The 22,815-nt window shown below is 33.7% G+C and carries 18 protein-coding genes; 16 read left to right on the forward strand and 2 right to left on the reverse strand.

Translation table 11 applies throughout. From position 1 onward, the window contains the following. Window position 1 precedes the first annotated feature (1 nt). From fabG to Z053_RS27835, 6 genes are all read left to right on the forward strand, one after another. Window positions 2-748, forward strand: a complete 747-nt coding sequence (fabG, locus tag Z053_RS0103815) for a 3-oxoacyl-[acyl-carrier-protein] reductase (protein ID WP_025663711.1) — start codon at window positions 2-4, stop codon at window positions 746-748. 165 nt (window positions 749-913) lie between these two features. Beyond that, the gene (locus Z053_RS0103820; protein WP_025663712.1) at window positions 914-2,944 is read left to right on the forward strand and encodes a hypothetical protein; all 2,031 of its coding nucleotides are present in this window, start codon (window positions 914-916) and stop codon (window positions 2,942-2,944) included. 21 nt (window positions 2,945-2,965) lie between these two features. Further along, window positions 2,966-3,781: a prohibitin family protein gene (locus Z053_RS0103825; RefSeq protein WP_025663713.1), complete on the forward strand. Its 816-nt coding sequence runs from the start codon at window positions 2,966-2,968 to the stop codon at window positions 3,779-3,781. Window positions 3,782-3,937: 156 nt separating this feature from the next. Continuing rightward, window positions 3,938-5,077 carry a diaminopropionate ammonia-lyase gene (locus tag Z053_RS0103830; protein WP_025663714.1) on the forward strand — a complete coding sequence of 380 codons (1,140 nt, stop codon included), beginning with the start codon at window positions 3,938-3,940 and terminating at the stop codon, window positions 5,075-5,077. 22 nt (window positions 5,078-5,099) lie between these two features. Beyond that, the gene (locus Z053_RS30660; protein WP_025663715.1) at window positions 5,100-6,014 is read left to right on the forward strand and encodes a GNAT family N-acetyltransferase; all 915 of its coding nucleotides are present in this window, start codon (window positions 5,100-5,102) and stop codon (window positions 6,012-6,014) included. Window positions 6,015-6,149: 135 nt separating this feature from the next. Further along, a complete protein-coding gene (locus Z053_RS27835) occupies window positions 6,150-10,283 on the forward strand; it encodes a CUB domain-containing protein (protein WP_025663716.1) in 4,134 nt (1,377 codons plus the stop codon). A gap of 159 nt (window positions 10,284-10,442) precedes the next feature. Here Z053_RS27835 and Z053_RS0103845 read toward each other — a convergent pair whose 3' ends face one another. Continuing rightward, on the reverse strand, window positions 10,443-10,952 hold the full coding sequence (locus Z053_RS0103845) for a hypothetical protein (RefSeq protein WP_025663717.1): 510 nt from the start codon (window positions 10,950-10,952) through the stop codon (window positions 10,443-10,445). A 13-nt stretch (window positions 10,953-10,965) separates the two neighbouring features. Beyond that, window positions 10,966-11,889, reverse strand: coding sequence for an OmpA family protein (locus tag Z053_RS0103850; protein WP_025663718.1), 924 nt, complete (start codon window positions 11,887-11,889; stop codon window positions 10,966-10,968). Window positions 11,890-12,233: 344 nt separating this feature from the next. Between Z053_RS0103850 and hisG the strand changes: the two genes are divergently transcribed. The 10 genes from hisG (at window position 12,234) to Z053_RS0103900 (ending at window position 22,815) form a co-directional block, all read left to right on the forward strand. Beyond that, on the forward strand, window positions 12,234-13,091 hold the full coding sequence (gene hisG / locus Z053_RS0103855; RefSeq protein WP_025663719.1) for an ATP phosphoribosyltransferase: 858 nt from the start codon (window positions 12,234-12,236) through the stop codon (window positions 13,089-13,091). A gap of 41 nt (window positions 13,092-13,132) precedes the next feature. Continuing rightward, on the forward strand, window positions 13,133-14,416 hold the full coding sequence (hisD, locus tag Z053_RS0103860; protein WP_025663720.1) for a histidinol dehydrogenase: 1,284 nt from the start codon (window positions 13,133-13,135) through the stop codon (window positions 14,414-14,416). A gap of 70 nt (window positions 14,417-14,486) precedes the next feature. Next, on the forward strand, window positions 14,487-15,545 hold the full coding sequence (hisC, locus tag Z053_RS0103865; protein ID WP_025663721.1) for a histidinol-phosphate transaminase: 1,059 nt from the start codon (window positions 14,487-14,489) through the stop codon (window positions 15,543-15,545). Window positions 15,546-15,693: 148 nt separating this feature from the next. Beyond that, complete coding sequence (hisB, locus tag Z053_RS0103870) at window positions 15,694-16,830, forward strand: bifunctional histidinol-phosphatase/imidazoleglycerol-phosphate dehydratase HisB (RefSeq protein WP_025663722.1); 1,137 nt, start codon at window positions 15,694-15,696, stop codon at window positions 16,828-16,830. A 59-nt stretch (window positions 16,831-16,889) separates the two neighbouring features. Continuing rightward, complete coding sequence (gene hisH, locus Z053_RS0103875; RefSeq protein WP_025663723.1) at window positions 16,890-17,471, forward strand: imidazole glycerol phosphate synthase subunit HisH; 582 nt, start codon at window positions 16,890-16,892, stop codon at window positions 17,469-17,471. Between the two features lie 111 nt (window positions 17,472-17,582). Next, window positions 17,583-18,311: a 1-(5-phosphoribosyl)-5-[(5-phosphoribosylamino)methylideneamino]imidazole-4-carboxamide isomerase gene (gene hisA, locus Z053_RS0103880; RefSeq protein WP_025663724.1), complete on the forward strand. Its 729-nt coding sequence runs from the start codon at window positions 17,583-17,585 to the stop codon at window positions 18,309-18,311. 4 nt (window positions 18,312-18,315) lie between these two features. After that, window positions 18,316-18,459, forward strand: coding sequence for a hypothetical protein (locus Z053_RS31315; protein WP_160170046.1), 144 nt, complete (start codon window positions 18,316-18,318; stop codon window positions 18,457-18,459). After that, complete coding sequence (gene hisF / locus Z053_RS0103890; RefSeq protein ID WP_025663725.1) at window positions 18,453-19,208, forward strand: imidazole glycerol phosphate synthase subunit HisF; 756 nt, start codon at window positions 18,453-18,455, stop codon at window positions 19,206-19,208. The genes Z053_RS31315 and hisF overlap by 7 nt, the downstream gene beginning before the upstream one ends. A 77-nt stretch (window positions 19,209-19,285) precedes the next feature. Then, complete coding sequence (hisIE, locus tag Z053_RS0103895) at window positions 19,286-19,882, forward strand: bifunctional phosphoribosyl-AMP cyclohydrolase/phosphoribosyl-ATP diphosphatase HisIE (protein ID WP_025663726.1); 597 nt, start codon at window positions 19,286-19,288, stop codon at window positions 19,880-19,882. A 284-nt stretch (window positions 19,883-20,166) separates the two neighbouring features. Further along, a complete protein-coding gene (locus Z053_RS0103900) occupies window positions 20,167-22,815 on the forward strand; it encodes a gliding motility-associated C-terminal domain-containing protein (protein ID WP_025663727.1) in 2,649 nt (882 codons plus the stop codon).

Here is a 22,815-nt window from a genome sequence, read left to right on the forward strand (position 1 = left end):
AATGAATCTTTTACAAGGTAAAACAGCTATTATCACTGGAGCTACTCGTGGTATTGGCAAAGGAATAGCAGAGATTTTTGCACAACAAGGAGCAAATATTGCTTTCACTTATAGTTCTTCTGTTGAAGCAGCTAAAACATTAGAAAAAGAATTAAACGGATTAGGAATAAAAGCTAAAGGATATCAAAGTAATGCAGCAAGTTACGATCAGGCACAGGAATTAGCCGCAGATGTCTTAGAAACATTTGGTAGTATTGATATTTTAGTAAATAATGCAGGTATTACTAAGGATAACCTTTTAATGCGCATGAGCGAGGAAGACTTTGATAAAGTTATCGAGGTAAACCTGAAAAGCGTATTTAATATGACAAAAGCAGTTCAAAGAACTATGCTTAAGCAACGTAAAGGAAGTATAATAAATATGAGCTCGGTGGTTGGAGTAAAAGGTAATGCGGGCCAAGCTAATTATGCAGCTTCAAAAGCAGGAATTATTGGTTTTTCAAAATCTGTTGCGCTAGAACTTGGCTCTAGAAATATTAGAAGTAATGTAGTTGCACCTGGTTTTATTGAAACCGAAATGACAGAAAAACTTGATGAAAAAGTTGTAGAAGGATGGCGTAATGCAATTCCGCTAAAACGAGGAGGTAGTCCCGAAGATATTGCAAATACATGCCTATTTCTGGCAAGTGATTTAAGCGCATATATTACTGGGCAAGTACTTAATGTGGATGGAGGAATGCTTACTTAATTTTAGAATTACGATTAACGATTTAAGAATCATTTTTTTTGAATATTTTAATATTTTTTGATGCTAAAAGTCATTAAATTTCAACTTGTATGAAAAGAGTTGCACTTAACACTCTAAAATAAATTGTTATTCGTAACTCAACCATCGTATATCGTAATTAATAGAATGCAAACACAAACAATCTTATTGATCATAGCCGCTTTTATAACAGCATTAATTGTTGCATTGTTTCAATATTGGTATAAAACAAAAAACAGGAAAAAAAACATCCTGTTTTTTGCTTTTTTACGCTTCCTTAGTGTTTTTGCACTACTATTGTTATTAATTAACCCTACTTTCAAACAGAATACTTATTATATAGAGAAACCTGCTCTGGTAGTTGCAGTGGATAATTCTTCTTCAATAAAATATCTTAAACAAGATCAGAAAGTTACTCAGTTCGCAAACCAAATTGCGGATAATGAAGAGCTTAATGAAAGATTTGATATTACTTACTACTCATTTTCTGATAAATTAAATGATTCCCTGCGCTTTTCTTTTGATCAAAAGCAGACTAATATATCAAAAGCGTTAGAAGAACTTGAGCAAATTCATAAAAATACAATTGCTCCTACAATTGTGATCACCGATGGAAATCAAACTTATGGTAAAGACTATCAATTTAGTAGCATAGGGTATAAGCAAGCGGTGTATCCGATTATTTCTGGGGACACAATTAAAGTACTGGATACCAAAATACAGCAACTCAATGTTAACCGTTATGCATACTTAAAAAATAAATTTCCTGTAGAAGTAATTCTTACATATTCTGGTAATGAGGAAATTACAACCACATTTCAGGTAAGGTCAGATAGTGGTACAGTTTTTTCTCAGCCCGTTTCTTTCTCAGGAACAAATAACTCTACAGTAGTTAATTTTACCCTGCCAGCAAATACGGTAGGTGTAAATCAATACGTTGCTGCATTGACACCTTTGGATATAGAAAAAAATACAATAAATAATTCAAAAACTTTTGCTGTCGAGGTAATTGATCAAAAAACCAATGTGTTGTTAATTAGTGACATAGTACACCCAGATCTTGGAGCTATAAAGAAAAGCGTCGAAAGTAATGAAAGGCGAAGTATAACGATTAGTAAGCCTAATGAAAATAAGGAATTAAATGATTATCAGTTGGTTATATTGTATCAGCCCAATACTAGATATAGGGCAGTATATGAAAAATTAAATACCCTGAAAAAAAACTATTTTACGATTACCGGCTCAAAGACAGATTGGGTTTTTCTTAATAGGATACAAAATAAATATACCCAGGAAATTACACGACAGAATGAATATTACGTTCCTAGGTATAACAATAATTATGGAGCATTTCTTCTAGAAGATATTGGTTTTCAAGGTTACCCTCCTTTAATAGGAACTTTTGGAGAAATTAGAATGAATTCGAACCATGACCCTTTATTATATAAGACAATAAGTAATATTGATACAGATGAAATGTTACTTGCAACCATAGAACAAGGAGGAATAAGAGAAGCCGTTTTGTTTGGAGAGGGAATATGGAGATGGAGAGCTCAAAGTTATTTAGATACTCAAAAATTTGAGGATTTTGATGAGTTTTTTGGTAAACTGATCCAGTATCTGGCATCAAACAAAAGAAAGAGTAGATTAAATACCATCTCAGAATCATTTTATTATGGTAATGCCAGTGTCGTTATTAAAGCAGAATATTTTACCAAGAATTATGAATTTGATAGGAGAGGAAATTTAAGGATTTCGATTAAAAATAAAGAAACAGAGGCTACTCAAACTATACCTATGTTATTGAAAAATAATTCATACGAAGTTGATTTGAGTAATCTTGATGCAGGAAATTATGACTATACAGTAACTGTGTTAGGTGAAAATATAGCACGTTCTGGAAGTTTTGCAATTCTAGAATATGATGTAGAACAACAATTTCTTAATGCAGATGTAACAAAACTGAAGCAAGTAGCTACTAATACTAATGGTAAGTCATATTATTTAAACCAAAAAGACACACTTATAAAAGAATTACTAGAAGATCAAAGATATCAAACGATACAAAAAAATAAGGAAAATGTAGTATCTTTAATAGACTGGAAATATCTTTTAGCAATAGTTATTTTGTTACTTACTATAGAATGGTTTGCACGAAAATATAACGGACTTATTTAAAATTAAAAACTCAAAATTATTATGGAAAAATTACCAAAAATAGGATTGCCTATTCTAATTCTATTAGTATTAGCAATCGTCTTTATTTCAAAATCTACAGAAACTATTGGTTCAGGAGAAGCCGGTGTACTTTATAAAACATTTGGAGGCGGTGTCGTTACAGATGCCCCACCTCTGGGAGAAGGGTTTCATTTAATTGCTCCCTGGAATAAAGTAATCGTTTATGAAGTACGACAGCAAGAAGTTTTTGAAAAAATGCAGGTACTTTCTTCTAACGGATTAGAAATTAAATTAGATGCTTCTGCGTGGTTTCAGCCAGATTATGACAAATTAGGACTATTACATCAACAAAAAGGAGAAAATTATGTGGCAAGAGTTTTATTGCCAACGATACGATCGGCAGCCCGTAGTGTAGTGGGAAGGTATACACCAGAACAATTATATTCTAGTAAACGAGATGCAATCCAAAAAGAAATTTTTGAAGAAACAAAAAAGATAGTAGGTAATCAATACATTCAGCTTAATGAAGTACTAGTACGTGATGTAACGTTACCGCCTACGATCAAAGAAGCAATCGAGCGTAAACTAAAACAAGAGCAAGAAGCTTTAGAATACGAATTTAGATTAGAAAAAGCCAAAAAAGAGGCCGAAAGACAAAAAATCGATGCAGAAGGTAAGGCAGTAGCGAATCAAATTTTAAGTGCTTCATTAACAGATAAAATTCTTACAGAAAAAGGAATAGAAGCAACATTACAACTAGCTAAATCACCTAATGCTAAGGTAGTAGTTGTAGGATCAGGAAAAAACGGAATGCCAATAATTCTTGGTAATCAATAAAAAAACAAGATCGTATGATTAGGCTTACAGGCACTCTAGAGTGCCTGTCTTTTTATGAATTTAAATACGTGTAAAAACCTCTTGGTGATCATAAAACAGTAAAGAATTATTGCAGATGCTGTACTATGAAGATCGTAAGTACAAAAAATCATTCAAATGGAGATAAAAAATAAGGAGGATTCTTCGTTTTACATAAATAATCCGGATAATACATTTGTAGATAATGTAACTACTGCTATTCTAGAGAAATGTGATGATACAAAGGCATTTCATGCATCTTTACCAGGATATAAACCAACACCTTTAATTCCTTTACCTAACCTATCCAAAAAGTATAATGTTGGTAATATTTATATCAAAGATGAATCATTTCGTTTTGGTTTAAATGCATTTAAAGGGTTAGGTGCTTCGTATGCTATACATCAGATCCTTAAAAAGAAACCACAGATAGAAACTTTTTGTACCGCTACAGATGGTAATCATGGAAGAGCCGTGGCATGGTCTGCTAATTTTTTTAATAAAAAAGCAGTAGTTTTTGTTCCAAAAGGCACGACAAATCAACGTATTAAAGCTATTGAAAAAGAAGGAGCTATAGTTGAACAAGTAGATGGTAATTATGATAAAACCTGCGCCTATGCTAAAGCAGTAAGTGAAAAAAATGGATGGGAGTTAGTACAAGATACGGCTTGGGAGAATTATGAAGAAATACCAGCATATATTATGGGAGGGTATTTAACACTCTTTCAAGAAATGGAAAATAGCCTTCATCTTGCGTTGGACCCAAAAATAGATCTTGTTTTTCTACAAGCCGGGGTAGGGAGTTTTGCAGGAACAGGGATTAGATATTACTTAGAAAGGTATGGAGCAAACCGTCCTAAGATTATCATTGTAGAACCAACAGAAGCAGATGCAATTCTTGCTTCCTTTAAAAAAGGAAAAATAACTACTTCGTTAGGAAATAGTGAAACAATAATGGCGGGACTTAATTGTGGAACACCTTCTCTGGGAGCATGGGATTTAATAAAAAATGGTAGTGATGTCTCGATCAAAATTGATGATAAGTATTCTAGAGAAGCAATTCGAGAACTTTATTTCTCTAGTGGTTCGGATACAAAAATAATTTCTGGAGAATCTGGTGCTAGTGGTTTAGCAGGTTTTATTGCGATCATGAAAGAACAAGAATGCAAACCGATAAAAGAAACGCTACGTATAAATGAAACCACTAATATTCTTTTTATAAGTACCGAAGGTGCAACAGATATAGATATGTTTGATAGTATTATAAGTGAGAAATAATTAATAGAACATTAGAATACAAATGAAAAAAATATTAGAAACCGAAAGATTATCTCTTCGTGAATTTAATCTAGAAGATTCTGACTTTGTTTTAAAATTGATGAACTCTCCAAAGTGGATAGAATTTATAGGAGATAGGAATATTAAAACAAATGTTGAAGCAGAGGAATATCTAAAAAGTAACTTAATAAAAAGTTACAAAGAAAATGGGTTCGGTTTATGGGTAGTGGTATTAAAAGAAACCAGTGTTTCTATAGGAATGTGTGGATTAGTAAATAGAGATACACTAGAGGATATTGATATTGGATTTGCAATGCTTCCAGAATATTTTGGATTTGGGTATGGGTATGAAATAGCCAATGCAACAATGAAATATGCTAAAAACACTTTACGCCTTGATAAAATTGTTGGAATTACAAACCCTAATAACATTGCTTCAATTAAATTGTTAAACAAAATAGGATTGCGTTTTGTGAAAACAATAGAATTATCAGAAAAGGATACGGTTCTATTTTTTTCTACCCCTACAAACACTAAAGAAGAAAATGAACTAAACAAACTAACAACTAGATTTTTTAGCCTGTTTACCAATGCAGAGGGGAGGATTCCTAATGTTGAAGAAATTGAGAATATCTTTATTTCTAATGGCATCATAATAAGTAATACTCATGGTGTTCCAGAAATCTATGATCTTAATGAGTTTATAGCCCCGAGGAAAAAAATGCTAAGCGATGGGACACTTACGGATTTCAGAGAAAGTGAAATTTTACATAGGACAGAGATATATGGTAATGTAGCACAACGATTTAGTTTTTATAAAAAATCTGGTAAATTAAACGGCGTGTATTTTGAGTCTCGAGGAATGAAAACTATTCAATTTATCAAAGAGGGACTTGATTGGAAAATGTCTTCTGTTGCTTGGAGCGATGAAAAATAAGATATCATTAGTATTGAGTGTGTTAAGAATAAGAAAGTGATACAATATGTGTTAAATTTAACTTATTTTTATGTTAAATTAGGTAAAAAACCATAATTACACTACTTTTATACCTCAAACTCAACTAATGCTAACATGAAAAAAAGAATGACCCGCCCGGTTCTACTGGGCCTGGGATTAGTCGCCCTATCAGTACTTGTCATAAACTCTGTAAAGAAAGACAATTTAGAACAAAGTACAAATGAGACTGAAATTACCAATTTACGAAAACAACATGCTTCGTATTTAAAAAACAGCCCCTATAAAGAGACTTTAAAACTAACAAAGTCTGAGAGAAAAGCCAAAGGACTTCCACCAAATAAGTATTTTGAACAGATGTGGGAGTTAACCATAAACCCTGCAACAGGTAAAACAGAACCTGAGAAAATCTACGCAGTTCAAAAACAATTGGCAAATACATCAAAAAGAGCTCCAGGAGATGCTCAGAATAACCCTTGGGTAGAAAGAGGTCCTAATGATATTGGAGGACGTACCAGAGCTATTTTATTTGATCCCAATGATGCTAATAATAGAAGAGTTTATGCCGGTGGTGTAAGTGGTGGATTATGGGTTAATAATGATATCACATCTGCCGCTTCACAGTGGAGTCGAGTGCAGAATGTTCCTGGAAATCTTTCGGTAACCTCAATAACTGTAGATCCTAGAAACTCAAATACATGGTATGTGGGTACAGGAGAACAATATACAGCAGGAGATGTTGTGGGTAGTGGTGTGTACCGATCAACAGACGGAGGAACGACCTGGCAGGCGGTAAATATCCCACCTGCTGGAGGAGGTAATATTAATTTTAATGCTTCAAACCTTTTCCTTTCAGGAATTTATTATGTGAATGATATTGTAGCCTGGAATAATACAGCACAGAATCGTACTGAATTATTTGTTGGAGTAGGAGCACATGTATATGGAGATTCTTCTGGACCAGCAAATTGGCTAGGAATCCAGTCTGCAGGAATTTACCGATCAATAGATGGTGGAGCTAACTGGAATAGAATAGAATCTGCTAATATGCAGTATCAAAGAAATAATGTAAATTATTACTATGTACCTAATGATTTTGAAATAGGAGCAAACAACAGATTATGGGTTGGTACGATCAATTCGCCATTAGGAAATGGAGGAGGACGTGTATTTAGTTCTGATGATGGTGCAACATGGACAGAAGCAGCAGCTTCTCCTCTTAATGATTCTAATAGAGTAGAATTAGAAACATCTGAAACCAATGCTAATAAGATATATGCATTAACTCAAGGAGTTGCAAGAGATGCAAATAATAAAGTTATAGATCCTGTTCATATTTATCGTAGTTTGGATGGTTTTGCAACTGCTCCAACCGCAACAGCATTACCTAATGATGTAGATAATGGTATTCCTGCAAAAGATTTTACCAGAGGGCAAGCTTTTTATGATTTAATGATAGAATCAGACCCTAATAATGATGATATCGTATATGTCGGGGGAATTGACCTTTTTAGATCTACAAATAGTGGTAATGCATGGAGCCAGATTTCTAAATGGTCTAACAATAATAATTTAGCTGGATTAGGAGCTTCTATTGTACATGCAGATCAACATGCAATGGCATTCAGGCCAGGAAATTCAAATCAAGCAATTTTTGGTAATGATGGAGGGATATTCTATGCAAATAGTTTATCTACTGCGGCTAATAATAATGTTTTTGGAGCAAGAAATAATAATTATAATGTAACACAATATGTAAAAGCGGGTATAGGTCCGAATGGAGTGGGTGATGTTAATGGGATTTTCTCTGCAGGAGCTCAGGATAACGGATCACAGGCATTTAGAAATGTAGTGCCAGGGATAAACGGATCCGAACCACTAACAGGTGGGGATGGGTTTTATACATTTGTTGATAAGGATGGTCAATATATGATAGCCACCTATGTTCGCAATGTTATTTATAGATTTAATTTGCCATGGGATGGACGTAGTAGAATCCAAGGAGGAGCAACAACGCTTGTAAATGATGATTCTAAGGGAGATTTTGTAAACCAAATGGGGTATGATAGTGACGCAAATTTTCTTTTATCAAATAATACTCATAGAGTAAATAACAATACAGTTTATTCTATAAAAACGGTTGATGTAGCAAGAAATAGAAATGCAGATATTACAAATGCTTTATTAACAAGCAAACCTACTGCTTTTATAGCTTCTTCTTTTGCTAATAACACGTGGTATGTGGGTACAGCTTCCGGAGGTTTATTAAGATTAACAAATGTAGGTTTAGGAGCAGCTAATTGGGCAGAAATAAATACACCTTTTGTTGGATCTATTTCCTCTGTTAGATTAGGTGCAACAGCAAATGATATTATGGTAACTATTCATAACTACGGAGTTACAAGTATATGGTACTCGTCTGATGCCGGAGTAAATTGGTCAAGTAAAGAAGGAGATCTTCCTGATATCCCTGTTAGAGATATTTTACAAAATCCATTAGATAGAACAGAAGTTATTGTTGGAACACAACTGGGTGTATGGGTTACTACTAATTTTGATGCAGCAAATCCAAATTGGGTTCGATCACAAAACGGAATGAGTGATGCTAGTGTAACTTCTTTCGACTATTGGGAAGTAAATGGAGATCAAAATAATAATAAAATTATTGCCTCTACCTACGGACGAGGAGTATTTACAGGTTCATTTACAGCTAATGGTGCACAAGATAACGAAGCACCAACTGCACCAACAAACCTTATTGCCTCAAATATTACACAGACAACTATAGATTTGGCATGGACAGCATCTAATGATAATATTGGAGTTACAGAATATGATGTATATCAAGATGGAGTTGTTATTGCAACTATAAACGCTACAAATAGAACAGTAACCGGTCTAATAGCAAATACTTCTTATACATTTAAAGTAAGAGCTAAAGATGCAGCAGGAAATGTATCTGCCGATAGTAATATAATTAATGCTACAACAAGTGCTGCTGCTTCTGACCCTTGTAATGGAGGAGCTACACTAACAGCAAACTCTGGCAATTTTGAAGATGGTAGTGGTGCCCAAAATTATGCGAATAACAGAAATTGTACATGGTTAATAAAACCAGGAAACGGAGGCACTGTAACATTAAACTTTGATAGCTATAACACAGAATCTAATTATGATTTTGTTACAGTATATGATGGAGAGAATGCTAATGCAGCGCAATTGGGTAGATTCTCTGGAGCAACAGTACCAAATCAAATGGTTTCTACAGGCAATGCAATGTTTGTTCAGTTTACATCTGATGGATCAGTTACTGCATCTGGATGGGCAGCTAGATATACTTCTACAGTTCAGGGAGTACCAACTTGTAATGATGGTATTCAAAATGGAAATGAAACCGGAATAGATTGTGGAGGAGATTGTTCACCTTGTAATGCTGTAGATCCTGGTTGCGCAAATGGTATTAGTGCTTTTCCTTATAATGAAGGGTTTGAAGCTGGTATAGGAAGCTGGACCCAAGGTGCTGGGGACGATTTTGATTGGACTCGTCAATCAGGAGGAACACGCTCAAGAGATACAGGACCATCAGGAGCACAAGAAGGTAGTTTTTATGTGTATGTTGAAACTTCTGTTCCGAACAGCCCTAATAAAACAACAATTCTTAACTCTCCATGTTTTGATTTGAACGGAGTAAACTCACCAAGTTTTGCATTTAGGTATCATATGCTAGGGAATGCAGTAGGAGAGCTTAAATTAGAAGTAAGTGGTGATGATGGAGCAAGCTGGGCATCGATCTGGAGTAAAACAGGTACTCAAGGCAATGCTTGGAATAATGCTAATGTTGATTTAAATACTTACGTAGGAAGATCAATAAAAATGCGTTTTGTAGGTACTTCAGGAAATTCTTGGCAAGGAGATATGGCTGTCGATAATATCTCATTAACTACCTCAAATGTGGGAGCTGTAGCTGATAGATCAACAGGAGACTTAACAGATTTAGGACTTAATAACCCAGAAAGTAAAGCTTTTGATGTGAGTTTTTACCCTAATCCGGTAGAAGGCGTTATGTATATTAATGCAACTAAGACAACATCTTTGATCAATTATAAAGTAATGAATATCACTGGTCAAATTGTTAATCAGGGAGTTATTAATAATAATAGTATTGATCTACAAAACTTAACCAAAGGAGTATATATTCTGGAATTGAAGTCAGAAAAAAATAAAAGCATTAAACAATTTATAAAAAAATAATAATTTTTATAACAGTGATTTGTTTAGGAGGCTGTCTGAAAAGACAGTCTTCTTTTTTTTAATACGTTATTTTACCTCTGCTTATAATTTATAAATAAAAAAAGCCTCCATAATATACATTATGAAGGCCTTACTAAATAGTAAAATGGTTAGTGGTTACTACTTATCTTTAAGTTTCTTAGCTTGCTTTGTCCATTTATCTCTTTCAATCCTACCAGGAAAGAATTGAATAAGTGTCGTTACCGTATCAATATCTTCTGGGGTAAATTTACTAATTTGATCAAAAGTATAGATACCAATACTGTTTAATTTTTCTTCAATAAAGGGGCCAATACCGCTAATTAGCTTTAAATCATCCTTTTGAGAGGCATCTGCTTTACCAAAACTATCAAAATTTAATGTAGGCATTTCTCCACCATTAGTAACCGCAACTCCTCCGTGATCCCTCGTCTTAACTGCTTTAATTCCATTTTCGGGATTAGAAAATGTCGAATTTGCTTTTTGGTTACTTGCATTTTTAAGCATAGCATTTTCTCTTTCACATTCATCTAATGCCTTTTTATATTTTTTTTTGAGCGCTCTTCTTGATAAGAATCTTCCTAATAAAAATGCCAGGAATAATAGCAATAATAAGCACCACCAATTTGCTTCGTTTAAAAAATCTAACATAGTTGTAATATTTTTAGTTTACGGTTATTTCTATTCTTCTGTTTTTTGCTTTGTTTTCCTCATTATCATTCGGAACGATAGGATTTGATTCTCCTTTAGATAAGGCTATAATCTTATCTTTAGCTATGCCTTGTGAAATAAGATATTCTCGCACATTATTTGCTCTTTGTTGTCCAAACCAGAGATTTGCTTCTTCCTCACCAACATCATCTGTATGTCCAGTGATTATAACCGATTTATCAGGATATTTATTAATGTAATTCTTAAGCTCTAATGCATAATTAGATAAAGTAGCATCGGGTTGAAATGTTTTTTGACCAAAATTAGAATGCAACGTTCTGGTAGCTATACTTTTTTCGACTTCGACCAATCTAGCTTCATTTAATGTGCTAAAATTTAATAGTATTCCGCCGGGATATTCTCCATTATTAGAATAGGTGTAATTATTTAATTGTGTTTTGGTTACAATACGATCTGCATTAATTCCTGCTTTAACCAAGATATCTTTAATAAAGTTAGCTCTAGAAATACCTAATTGTGTACTATCACTATTTTCAGAAGAATTTTCATAACCATAAATGATAAGTTCCTGATCCTGATGTTGTCCTAAGTAATCAGCTACTTGTTGGCTAAAACCTTTTAGAGAATTGGGGATAAATACATCTGCATTGGTATTGTTAATCTTTAGATTTTCAACATATCTAAATACATCTTGCCCGTGAGGTCCTTTTGCAAACAATCCAACATTTCTATTTGCTGCTGCGATGCTATCTTCATATGCTTTTTTTGCTAATGCTTCTAATTCGGGATCAGGTTTTTGTTCTACCACAGGTATACTTTCATTAGTGCTTTTTGTACACCAATCACAAGAGTAATACCACCATATTGCCAGCCAGGCAAAAAGTAAAAAAATAAGAAAAGAGGAGAAATTTTTCATGCGTTGTTGATTAGTATTGGTTTTTTAAAGTTATAAAAATGTTTATAATCAACCTATTGCAGGCTTTAAATTCTATGAATTTAATGATAGAAAAAAGATGAATCGCAAAAAAATAAGTTGAAATGCGTTTGAGTAAAAATAATTTTTTATAAATTCGCAGGGTATTTAGAAAAAACAATGAATAATATATTTGTACATCATCATCATTCTTACATTTTCGCTCAGGCGTGGTAGGTATGGTATGTGTATAACACAATAATATGAAAACCCGTTTGAGTAATTCAAACGGGTTTTTTGTTTCTGCAAAACTCGTTTTTGAATTGCTCAAGCACAACAACAAAAAAATGTCAAAAATTAAAATTGCAATTCAAAAAAGCGGGCGCCTTAATGAAGATTCAGTAAAAATATTGAAAGACTGCGGTATTTCGATTGATAATGGTAAAGATCAACTAAAAGCCCAAACCCGTAATTTTCCTATGGAAGTTATGTTTTTACGAAATGGAGATATACCTCAATATCTTAGGGATGGTATCGTTGATATCGCTATTATAGGAGAAAATGTACTTATAGAAAAGGGAAAAGATATTTCGATTACAGAACGACTTAATTTTTCAAAATGTAAGGTTTCTCTAGCAGTCCCAAAAGATTTTGAGTACAATTCGATTAAAGATCTTGACGGAAAAAGAATTGCTACATCTTATCCCAACACAGTTAATGAATACCTAGAAAAACAAGGAATCTCGGCAGAATTACACCAAATATCTGGATCGGTAGAGATTGCACCCAATATTGGTTTGGCAGATGCAATTTGTGATATTGTATCTAGCGGTAGTACATTGTTTAAAAATAACCTTAAAGAAGTAGAGGTTATGCTTACTTCTGAGGCTGTACTTGCAGTATCTCCAAAAATATCGGACGATAATAAAAGACTTCTTGAAAAATTAGAATTTAGAATCAAAGCCGTTTTGAAAGCCAGGAATTCTAAATATGTCCTGCTTAATGCTCCTAATCATAAAATTGAAGATATTGTTAAAATACTACCTGGTATGCGAAGCCCTACAGTATTGCCACTGGCAGAAGAAGGTTGGAGTTCTATTCATACTGTTGTAGAAAAAAACAAATTTTGGGATATTCTTGATGAGTTAAAAGCAGAAGGAGCAGAAGGGATTTTGGTTTGTCCAATAGAAAAGATGGTTTTATAAATAATTTAATGTGTTTCTGTGAAAGCAGAAATGAAGAAGAGATGCAAAAAATATACAATCCAAATAAAAATAATTGGCCAGAGATATTAAAAAGACCAACACAAACTGTAGCTGATATTGAAGAAAAAGTGTTGACTGTTTTTAATGAAGTCAAAACAGAGGGTGATCTGGCGGTACAACGATATACTAAGAAATTTGATAAAGTAGATCTTGATGCAATTCTTGTAGATTCTAAAGAAATAGAAGAAGCAAAGAAACAGGTAGATCAGGATTTAAAAGATGCAATACAATTAGCTAAATCTAATATTGAAAGGTTTCATGCGGCACAAAAAACAAATAAAGTTTCTGTCGAAACAACAATCGGAGTGAAATGCTGGCAGGAGAAAAGACCAATTCAAAAGGTAGGATTATATATCCCAGGAGGAACAGCTCCTTTGTTTTCTACAATTTTGATGTTAACCGTTCCTGCTAATCTTGCAGGATGCAAAGAAATCGTATTATGCTCCCCCCCGAATGAGGAAGGAAAAATTCACCCTGCTATTTTGTATGCTGCTAATCTTTGCGGGGTAACAAAAATCTGTAAAGTAGGAGGAATTCAAGCTATTGCAGGAATGACTTTTGGAACAGAAACTATTCCGTCGGTATACAAAATATTTGGTCCGGGAAATCAATTTGTAACGGTGGCAAAACAGCTGGCAACGAAGTTTGGAGTCGCTATTGATATGCCAGCAGGACCAAGTGAATTGCTTGTGGTTGCAGATGATACTGCCAATGCATCCTTTATTGCTTCTGATTTGTTAAGCCAGGCAGAACACGGTAAAGATAGCCAGGTGATTTTGGTATCCACCTCCAAAGAAATGATGACTAAAGTAGAAGAAGAAGTTATCAAACAATTAGCGGTTTTACCAAGAAAAGAAATTGCAGAAGGGGCTATATCCAATTCAAAATTAATTTGTGTTGAAGATGATCGGCAAGCTATACAATTAATCAATGAGTATGGCCCGGAGCATTTTATAATATGTACAAAAAATGAAGATTTTTTTATTGATAATATAACCAATGCAGGCTCTGTGTTTATCGGTAATTATACTCCAGAAAGTGCAGGTGATTATGCTTCGGGAACTAATCATACGTTACCAACTAATGGATATGCAAAGCAATATAGCGGTGTAAATCTGGATAGTTTTATGAAGTCAATGACATTTCAGAAAATATCAAAACAAGGTATCCAGAACATAGGTAGAGCAATTGAACTTATGGCAGAAGCAGAAGGTTTACAAGCGCATAAGAATGCAGTAACATTACGATTAGAGAGCTTGAAATAGTTGTTAATTAATAGGTACAAGTAGCTAGTTAATCATTAATGAGAGTTTAACCAACAGCAATAAACTAAAAATGAGCAAAATACAATTCAACATAAAACAATTAGTTCGTAAGAACATACAATACCTAAAACCGTATAGTTCGGCCAGAGACGAGTTTACAGATTTTGATCAGGATATGGTTTTTTTGGATGCCAATGAAAATCCTTATGAAAATGGAGTCAATCGATATCCTGATCCGCAACAGAAAAGTTTAAAAAAGATAATAGCAAATCAAAGAAAAGTTTCAGAAACAAATCTACTTCTTGGTAATGGTAGCGATGAAGTATTAGATCTAATATTTAGAGCGTTTTGCGAACCTGGTATCGACAATATTATTACAATGCCTCCTACATATGGGATGTATAAAGTATTGGCAAACATCAATAATATAGAAGAACAGCAAGTATGTTTAAGAGAGGATTTTCAACCAAACGTCGAAGCGATACTCGCTACAGCGAATAATTATTCTAAATTACTTTTTATTTGTTCTCCTAATAACCCTTCAGGAAATTTGATTGAACAAAAAAGAATAGAAGAACTTCTTGAGGGTTTTAGAGGATTGGTAATTATTGATGAAGCCTATATCGATTTTACTGATAGAGAAAGTTGGGTAGGGAGTATAGATAAATATCCAAACCTTATAGTAACGCAGACGTTATCCAAAGCGTATGGTTTGGCAGGTATACGATTAGGGGTTTGTTATGCTTCTGATAAAATAATAGCTGTTCTAAATAAAATAAAACCACCTTATAATGTGAACGAATTAACACAACAGCGAGCTTTGCAACGTGTTATCGAAGAAGATCAAATTCTAGCCGAAGTATCCGCCATAATAGAAGGACGTACCCTTTTGGAAGAAGCTTTATCTACCATAAATTTTGTAGAGGAAATATTTAAAAGTGATGCCAACTTTATTTTGGTAAGAGTAGATGATGCCAATAAGCGATACGATCAGTTAATTAAAGAAGGTATTGTGGTTCGCAACAGAAGTACACAACCTTTATGCAAAAATACACTTCGGTTTACAGTAGGTACTAAAGAAGAAAATGAAAAACTAATACGGGTACTTACTTCAATTTCGAAATCGTGAACCCATTTCATAAATTTTTTAAATAAAAGTAAAATTAGAGACAATATTACAGTATGAAATAAGCCTTAACAATTAAGTTGATATCCAGCTGAAATGATTTTATGGCGATTCCATCTGACCATTAAAAAAACAATAAATATATAAACAGATGAAAAAGAAAGTATTATTTATAGATCGTGATGGTACGATTATCAAAGAAACTGCAGATGAGCAGATAGACGCATTCGAGAAGATGATATTCTATCCAAAGGCATTTACATATTTAGGTAAAATTGCTCAGGAATTAAACTATGAACTGGTAATGATTACCAATCAAGATGGCTTGGGTACCGATGTATTTCCTGAAGATACATTTTGGCCTGTGCATAATTTTATTATGAAATCTTTTGAAAATGAAGGAGTCGTATTTGATAAAGTATTTCTTGATAGAACTTTTCCTCATGAAAATGCAAATACCAGAAAACCAGGAACAGGCTTGTTAACCGAATATTTTTCTGAAGAATATGATTTGATAAATTCTTTTGTGATCGGTGATCGTTTAACCGATATGGAATTGGCTAAAAATCTGGGAGCAAAAGGAATTTTTATTAATGATAATACCAATCTGGGAACAGGAGAAATTACAATAAAAAGGGAAGAGTTAAACAATCATATTGCTCTGGAGAGTAATGATTGGCAAAAAATATATGAATTTCTTAAACTAAAAGATCGCGTTGCAGAAATTTCACGAAAAACCAATGAAACCGATATTTATATCAAACTAAATCTTGATGGTATCGGTAAAAGTAATATTAATACAGGGTTAGATTTTTTTGATCATATGTTAGACCAAATTGCTCGTCATGGTCAAATGGATTTAGATATCAAGGTAAAAGGAGATTTAGAAGTCGATGAACACCACACTATTGAGGATACTGCAATAGCATTAGGAGAAGTATTTAGTAAGGCTCTGGGGGATAAATTGGGAATCGAACGTTATGGCTTTTGTCTACCAATGGATGATTGCTTGGCACAGGTAGCTATTGATTTTGGAGGACGTAATTGGTTGGTATGGGAAGCAGAATTTAATCGCGAAATGATTGGTAAAATGCCAACAGAAATGTTTTTCCACTTTTTTAAATCATTTACCGATGGGGCTAAAGCAAATCTTAATGTAAAAGCAGAAGGCACCAACGAGCATCATAAAATTGAAGCAATTTTTAAAGCTTTTGCAAAAGCTATTAAAGTTGCAGTACAACGTGATCCTGGTAAAATGATTTTGCCCAGTACCAAAGGAGTACTATAATTAGTTACGAATTAAGATTGAAGAATTGTAAATCTGAAATCATAAATCTGAAATATAAAGTGAAAATTGTAATTATCAATTACGGAGCAGGAAATATCCAATCTATAAAATTTGCAATACAAAGACTGGGATACGAAGCGATATTAAGTAATGATCCCGAAGAAATCAAAGCAGCAGATAAAATTATCTTTCCTGGAGTAGGCGAGGCAAGTAGTGCAATGCATAAGCTTAGAGATTCTGGATTAGATCACTTGATCCCAGAATTAAAACAACCGGTTTTGGGAATTTGCCTGGGGATGCAATTAATGTGTAACTATACCGAAGAAGGAAATACCAAGGGGTTAGGAATTTTCGATGTTGATGTTATACGATTCGATAATCAGGTAAAAGTACCACAGATAGGCTGGAACCAGATAGAATCTCTTGATTCACCTTTGTTTGAAGGGATCTTAGAAAAAGAGCATATCTATTTAGTACACAGTTACTACGCACCAGTTACCAAAAATACAGTGGCAAAGACTCGTTATGGAGTTGCCTACAGTACAGCTCTGCAAAAAGGTAATTTCTACGGAACCCAGTTTCACCCAGAGAAAAGTAGCGTTGTCGGTGAGAAGATATTAAAGAATTTTTTGAAACTATAAAAATAAAGTAATAAGTACAAAGTGTTAAGTTATAGTATGAACAAATTTGAGAATTTAAATGTTTGGAAGAAATCTTATAGCATAATACTTAAGACATAATACCGTAAAACTATGAGAATAATACCAGCTATAGATATTATCGACGGAAAATGTGTTCGTCTTTCGAAAGGAGATTATAACACAAAAAAGATATATAATGAAAACCCATTAGAAGTAGCTAAGGAATTTGAAGCCCATGGAATCGAATATTTACATTTAGTGGATTTAGACGGAGCAAAATCTAAACATATAGTCAATCATAGAGTACTAGAGCAAATCGCATCAAGGACAAGCTTGAAAATTGATTTTGGAGGAGGTCTTAAGACCGATGATGACCTTAGAATCGCTTTTGAAAGTGGAGCAAATCAAATTACAGGAGGAAGTATTGCCGTAAAAGATCCCGAAATTTTTACATCGTGGTTACAAAAGTATGGAACAGATAAGATCATTTTAGGAGCTGATGCGCATCATGAAAAAATTGCAGTAAGTGGATGGTTAGAAGAAAGTGACAAAGAATTAATTCCGTTTGTTCAGGAGTATCAGAAAGAAGGAATAACTTATGTGATTTGTACCGATATTAGTAAAGACGGGATGCTACAAGGACCTTCATTTGAGCTGTATCAAAGGATTTTAAACCAAACAGACAATCTTAAGTTAATAGCATCAGGAGGAATCTCTACCTTTGATGAATTGCCAAAACTAGCAGAAATTGGTTGTGAAGGAACTATTATTGGAAAAGCGATTTATGAACATAAAATAAGCTTGAAACAATTAGAAGAATATATCCTGTTAAAAGCATAAAAAAATGGATCAAAAGCTTGCTGTTTCTTCTGAAAATAAATCTGCAGAAAAGCAACTTTTTGAAAAACTGAAGTCTATAGTACATAAAGCTCAAGAAGTAATTAGAGATCGCACTGTAAAAGAACTGAGTAAAAAAGAATTATGTTAACAAAGAGAATTATACCATGTTTAGATATCAAAAATGGGCGTACCGTAAAAGGAGTCAATTTTGTAGATCTACGAGATGCAGGCGACCCTGTAGAACTTGCTGATGCGTATTCAAAAGCAGGTGCCGATGAATTAGTGTTTTTGGATATTTCTGCAACAGAAGAACGTCGTAAAACATTAGCAGAATTAGTGCTTAAAGTAGCAGAAAAAGTAAATATCCCTTTTACTGTAGGAGGAGGAATTTCATCTATTGAAGATGTAGATGTTTTATTGCAAAATGGAGCCGATAAAGTATCTATAAATTCATCTGCGGTAAAGAACCCACAACTAGTTAATGATCTGGCAGGAAAATTTGGATCACAATGTATTACTGTAGCTATAGATGCAAAACAAATCGATGATAAATGGGTAGTACATTTAGTAGGAGGCAAAGTGCCTACAGAGTTGGATTTGTTTGACTGGGCAAAAGAAGTAGAAAAACGAGGTGCTGGAGAAATATTGTTTACATCTATGGATCATGATGGTACCAAAGACGGGTTTGCAAATGAGGCATTGTCTATACTATCAGAAGAACTAAATATCCCTATAATTGCTTCTGGTGGAGCAGGAAATGTTCAACATTTTGTAGATACGTTTAAAGAAGGTAAGGCAGATGCAGCACTAGCAGCAAGTGTTTTTCACTTTAAAGAAATAGAAATTAAAGATTTAAAAAAGAAGTTACAGGATAATAAAATCCCTGTGCGATTATAAAAAAAGAATCTTCGATAGGTAAAAACAAATGATATAAATTTTGATATCATATAAAACTTCTCGAAGTGTATTAGATTATGGAAATAAATTTCAATAAAAATAGTGACGGACTTGTTCCCGCTATTATACAGGATGCAATAACTAAGAATGTATTAATGCTTGGATACATGAATCAAGAGGCATATCATACGACTGTAGAAACGAAAAAAGTTACTTTTTTTAGTCGCACCAAAAATAGATTATGGACAAAAGGAGAAGAAAGTGGTAACATTTTGAATCTAGTAGACATAAAGAATGATTGCGATAATGATTCCCTTTTGATTACAGTGAATCCAGTAGGCCCAACTTGTCATAAAGGATCAGATACATGTTGGAATGAAGATAATAAACAATCTTACGGATTTTTGTCAGAACTTGAAGATGTGATTAGAAGTCGAAAAGAAAATCAGAATGATTCTACATCATATGTAGCATCGTTATTTAAGAAAGGAATTAATAAAGTAGCACAAAAGGTAGGGGAGGAAGCTGTAGAAGTAGTTATAGAAGCTAAGGATGATAATGAAGAGTTATTTTTAAACGAAAGTGCAGACTTGTTATTTCATTATTTGATACTGTTACAAGCAAAAGGATATGAGTTAAAAGATGTTGTGGGAGTTTTGAAATCAAGATCTTAGTTTTGCTTGTATTGAAGTGTAGGAAATATTTTATATTGAGATTTGACACGAAAAAAATATTTATATTTGCTGTCAAAATTTTCCTACCCTTGTTGAATCTTCATTTAATTGTAAGATTTGTATCTATTTTTAGTAAAATATTTTAGATGTCTAATATTTATTAAATAAATCCAATTTTGAAATATACTAGCAAGTTACTAGTTCTATTATTTACCGTATCACTAATTACTAAGAGAATACATTCACAATGTAATCTAGGTCTCATCACTATAGAAAAGTGTGATATGGAAAATATAGACTTCGATGGAGTTAATGGCCCCGACGGGATTATCAATTTGTATAATGAAACGGGTACTACATTAGCAGATGGTACATGGCGTATAGATCCAAGATTTAGATCAGCTTTTGATGAGGCAACGGGTAATTTGTCTACATGGGCATTAAAAAGAGCAACTACAGTAGCGACTCAAAATGATTATTTTTTCGAATTGATGAATGCTGCTACCTGTGGTACAGATCCGGTTAGAACTGCGCGACTAATTCTTGGCCCATTTTCTGGAGTTGCATTACCACCATCTGGCCCAAATAATGTAAATGCTCAAGGTTGTGATTTTGATGGCTTTGATTTGTTTAGTGCGTTTGCATTAGATAGTAATACACCCTCTCCACATTTAAATGGAGAATGGACATATAACGGATCTAGTCCTAATTTTGGAGGAATTAATGGTTCTGTACTCTTAGTAGATATTCCTTATCAGCCAGGAGTGCCACTAGTAGATCAGGAGGTCTTTGAATTAACATATACAGTTTTTGGGGTTTCAGGATGTATTGCAGAGCAAACTACAGTGAGAGTGGCAATGGTTAGACAAGTAGATTCGGGAGAATCAGAACCTACTCATATTTGTGAAGACGATCTTTTGGCCGGAGTATATGATGCCGATATAGATTTAACTAATGATCTGTATTTATTAGGAGAAGATATTGAAGGAATCTGGTTGCCAGAACCCACAGGACAAATTGAGAATTCGCAGGACTCTATGGTTAATTTGAGAGCGATTTATGACAACCTTATTAGTGGTAATAATTTACGATTTGGAAGAGAGCAATTTGATTTTGTTTATAGTGTAGAGCAACGTTCTGCGGTGTGTGATGATAAAACTACAAAAGTAAGTTTTGTGCTCTATGAACAGCTAAGGCCATTTAATCAAAAAGACCCTCCTTTTCAAATATGTAATAATATTCCAGGAACGATAGATTTATATGATTTGTTAGAATTTACTACAGAAAATGGCATACCATTCGAATATTTTAGTGATAGAAGCACGAATTGGCGTTTAGTTTCTGGTGCATCAGATTTAGGGCTACATGTTTTATCACCTCCTGATCCATTAAAACCTTATACACACAGAGGAACTGTAAATACCTTTGGTGCAGATCCAGGCACTTATATTTTTGAATATGCGGTGAGTCCTAATATAAATAGCGATCCCAGTTCTTTTTGTGATCCCTATGAGACTGATGTAATGGCAGATTTTTATTGTGAACACCCTTGTAATATTATGACCGCCAGAGTAGAAGTTCAAATATTTGGATTTGACTATGCAGGAGAAGATACAAAAGATATCAATTTATGCGAATCTCAAGGGCAGGTAGATCTTAGAAGCTTATTAAGAACTAATGGTAATACAATAGCAACTACAGGAGTTTGGACAAACACAGCAGGAGATGTAATTGATAATACATTTGTTTTTCCGAATAGCAGTACTTCACAAACATTTACATTTACGTATTCAACAAATACAGTAAATGGATGTGTTGATAGTGCAGATTTAATATTTACAATTAACAAATTATCTAATGCAGGAGAAGATGCAAGCGCAACACTCTGCTCAGATGATTTAACGATAACTCTTTTTGATCTTTTGGGAGGCAATCCAAGTACAACAGGAACCTGGGCAGGCCCTTTTGGATATACATCACCAGATCATTTAGGTGTTTTTGATTCAAGTAATGTTTTATTACCGGTTTTGGGAGCAGGTGATTATATATATGTAGTGCCGGGTAATGCGGGGTGTTCTGCATCAGATCAATCTACAGTAACTATTACCATTGTAGAACCGGTAGAAATTGGCAATGATCGAAGTGAAACTTTCTGTAAAATCGATGGTAGGGTTAACTTATATTCACTTTTAGATAGAGATACTCCACGTACTGGAGTTTTTGAAGATACTGATAATACAGGTGCATTAAGCGTAGATGGAGTAGTAGAGTTTGAGACATTAACAAACAATATTTATAATTTCAGATATATAATAGCAAATACGCTGCCTTGTGACCAGTCTTCTTTAAATGTAGCCATACAAATTGTGGATTTACCAATCCCTAATGTACCCCCTCAGGAATTTTGTATTCTTGATGCCGCCAGATTAGAAGATATTGAAGTTGATGTTCTAAACTATAACTGGTATACTACTTTAGAAAGTGAAATTCCTATTATTGATAACCCTTTACTTTTTGATAATCAGGTATATTATATTGCTGCAATTGATGCAAATAATTGTGAATCCGAACGTCTTGAAGTTCCGATAAATATACTAAATACCGGAGAGAGGTTTGCCAATGGAGAATTGTGTACTCTTGATTTTCAGGATGGAGTATCACCAAACGGTGATAGTCAGAATGATACTTTTGATTTGTTGATAGAAGAGGTATATAATATCCCAGAAGCATTTCCCGATTTTGATTTGAAAATATATAATAGATATGGTAGTCTTGTCTATGAAGGAAATATTAATACAGAAGAATTTAGAGGAGAAAGCAATGTATCAGTACAGTTAGGAGACGATCTTCCTTCGGGAACATACTTTTATGTTTTTGTTCCAAATTTTGAAAATAATTTACCAATACAAGGGAGTTTTTACCTAAGCAGATAA

This window comes from Aquimarina megaterium XH134 (assembly GCF_000520975.1).
Taxonomy (GTDB): Bacteria; Bacteroidota; Bacteroidia; order Flavobacteriales; family Flavobacteriaceae; genus Aquimarina; species Aquimarina megaterium.